Source organism: Paenisporosarcina quisquiliarum, assembly GCF_043641925.1.
GTDB lineage: Bacteria > Bacillota > Bacilli > Bacillales_A > Planococcaceae > Paenisporosarcina > Paenisporosarcina quisquiliarum_A.
In genome coordinates this window covers 1-3,063 of the sequence record NZ_JBHZRU010000035.1, presented here as the reverse complement: position 1 = coordinate 3,063, position 3,063 = coordinate 1, and the positions used below count along the sequence as shown (strand labels likewise).

General features: G+C 51.3%; 1 rRNA gene. It reads right to left on the bottom strand.

Annotation, left to right across the window (positions count from 1 at the left end):
• Window positions 1-26: 26 nt before the first annotated feature.
• Window positions 27-2,959: ribosomal RNA gene (locus tag ACHUE4_RS16555) — 23S ribosomal RNA — on the bottom strand.
• Window positions 2,960-3,063 lie beyond the last annotated feature (104 nt).

Genomic DNA, 3,063 nt, shown 5'->3' with positions numbered 1-3,063 from the left:
CTTCATTGAAAGCATTCACATTCATTATGGTTAAGTCCTCGATCGATTAGTATTCGTCAGCTGCACGTGTCGCCACGCTTCCACCTCGAACCTATCTACCTCATCGTCTTTGAGGGATCTTACTTACTTGCGTAATGGGAAATCTCATCTTGAGGGGGGCTTCATGCTTAGATGCTTTCAGCACTTATCCCGTCCACACATAGCTACCCAGCGATGCTCTTGGCAGAACAACTGGTACACCAGCGGTGTGTCCATCCCGGTCCTCTCGTACTAAGGACAGCTCCTCTCAAATTTCCTACGCCCACGACGGATAGGGACCGAACTGTCTCACGACGTTCTGAACCCAGCTCGCGTACCGCTTTAATGGGCGAACAGCCCAACCCTTGGGACCGACTACAGCCCCAGGATGCGATGAGCCGACATCGAGGTGCCAAACCTCCCCGTCGATGTGGACTCTTGGGGGAGATAAGCCTGTTATCCCCGGGGTAGCTTTTATCCGTTGAGCGATGGCCCTTCCATGCGGAACCACCGGATCACTAAGCCCGTCTTTCGACCCTGCTCGACTTGTAGGTCTCGCAGTCAAGCTCCCTTCTGCCTTTACACTCTACGAATGATTTCCAACCATTCTGAGGGAACCTTTGGGCGCCTCCGTTACACTTTAGGAGGCGACCGCCCCAGTCAAACTGCCCGCCTGACACTGTCTCCTGCCCCGCTAAGGGGCAAGGGTTAGAAGTTCAATACAACCAGGGTAGTATCCCACCGACGCCTCCTCCGAAGCTGGCGCTCCGGGCTCTTAGGCTCCTACCTATCCTGTACAAGTTGTACCAAAATTCAATATCAGGCTACAGTAAAGCTCCACGGGGTCTTTCCGTCCTGTCGCGGGTAACCTGCATCTTCACAGGTACTATAATTTCACCGAGTCTCTCGTTGAGACAGTGCCCAGATCGTTACGCCTTTCGTGCGGGTCGGAACTTACCCGACAAGGAATTTCGCTACCTTAGGACCGTTATAGTTACGGCCGCCGTTTACTGGGGCTTCAATTCGCACCTTCGCTTGCGCTAAGCACTCCTCTTAACCTTCCAGCACCGGGCAGGCGTCAGCCCCTATACGTCACCTTACGGTTTTGCAGAGACCTGTGTTTTTGCTAAACAGTCGCCTGGGCCTATTCACTGCGGCTCTCTCGGGCTTTAACACCCTAATAGAGCACCCCTTCTCCCGAAGTTACGGGGTCATTTTGCCGAGTTCCTTAACGAGAGTTCTCTCGCTCACCTTAGGATTCTCTCCTCGACTACCTGTGTCGGTTTGCGGTACGGGCACCTCCCACCTCGTTAGAGGCTTTTCTTGGCAGTGTGAAATCAGGAACTCCAGACCTTATGGTCCTTGTCATCACAGCTCAACGTTATAGGAACGGGATTTGCCTCATTCCACGCCTCACTGCTTGAACGCACATAACCAACAGTACGCTTACCCTATCCTTCTGCGTCCCCCCATTACTCAAACGGTGGGGTGGTGGTACAGGAATATCAACCTGTTGTCCATCGCCTACGCCTATCGGCCTCGGCTTAGGTCCCGACTAACCCTGAGCGGACGAGCCTTCCTCAGGAAACCTTAGTCATTCGGTGGACGGGATTCTCACCCGTCTTTCGCTACTCATACCGGCATTCTCACTTCTAAGCGCTCCACCAGTCCTTCCGGTCTGACTTCAACGCCCTTAGAACGCTCTCCTACCACTGACACCATAGGTGTCAATCCACAGCTTCGGTGAATTGTTTAGCCCCGATACATTTTCGGCGCAGCGTCACTCGACCAGTGAGCTATTACGCACTCTTTAAATGATGGCTGCTTCTAAGCCAACATCCTGGTTGTCTAAGCAACGCCACATCCTTTTCCACTTAACAATTACTTTGGGACCTTAGCTGGTGGTCTGGGCTGTTTCCCTCTTGACTACGGATCTTATCACTCGCAGTCTGACTCCCAATTATAAATCTCTGGCATTCGGAGTTTGTCTGAATTCGGTAACCCGGGATGGGCCCCTAGTCCAAACAGTGCTCTACCTCCAGGATTCTCAAAATTGAGGCTAGCCCTAAAGCTATTTCGGAGAGAACCAGCTATCTCCAGGTTCGATTGGAATTTCTCCGCTACCCACACCTCATCCCCGCACTTTTCAACGTGCGTGGGTTCGGGCCTCCAGTAAGTGTTACCTTACCTTCACCCTGGACATGGGTAGATCACCTGGTTTCGGGTCTACAACTACATACTCTATCGCCCTATTCAGACTCGCTTTCGCTGCGGCTCCGCCTTCTCAGCTTAACCTTGCATGCAATCGTAACTCGCCGGTTCATTCTACAAAAGGCACGCTATCACCCATTAACGGGCTCTAACTACTTGTAGGCACGCGGTTTCAGGATCTTTTTCACTCCCCTTCCGGGGTGCTTTTCACCTTTCCCTCACGGTACTGGTTCACTATCGGTCACTAGGTAGTATTTAGCCTTGGGAGATGGTCCTCCCAGATTCCGACGGAATTTCACGTGTTCCGCCGTACTCAGGATCCACTCAGGAGGGAGCGAACTTTCGACTACAGGGCTTTTACCTGCTATGGCGGACCTTTCCAGATCGCTTCGTCTAACTCGCTCTTTTGTAACTCCGTATTGAGTGTCCTACAACCCCAAGAAGCAAGCTTCTTGGTTTGGGCTCTTCCCGTTTCGCTCGCCGCTACTCAGGGAATCGATTTTTCTTTCTCTTCCTCCAGGTACTTAGATGTTTCAGTTCCCTGGGTGTGCCACGGATACGCTATGTATTCACGTAAACGTACTGCTCGATTAAAAACAGTGGGTTTCCCCATTCGGAAATCTCTGGATCAATGCTTACTTACAGCTCCCCAAAGCATATCGGTGTTAGTACCGTCCTTCATCGGCTCCTAGTGCCAAGGCATTCACCGCGCGCCCTTATTAACTTAACCTAAAAGTTAAAAAGTTCTTACGCAGACAACATAAAGTCGTCTGTTTTGAATTTCTTGAATGTTTCTTGCTTTCAATGTCGTTTTATCCAGTTTTCAAAGAACAA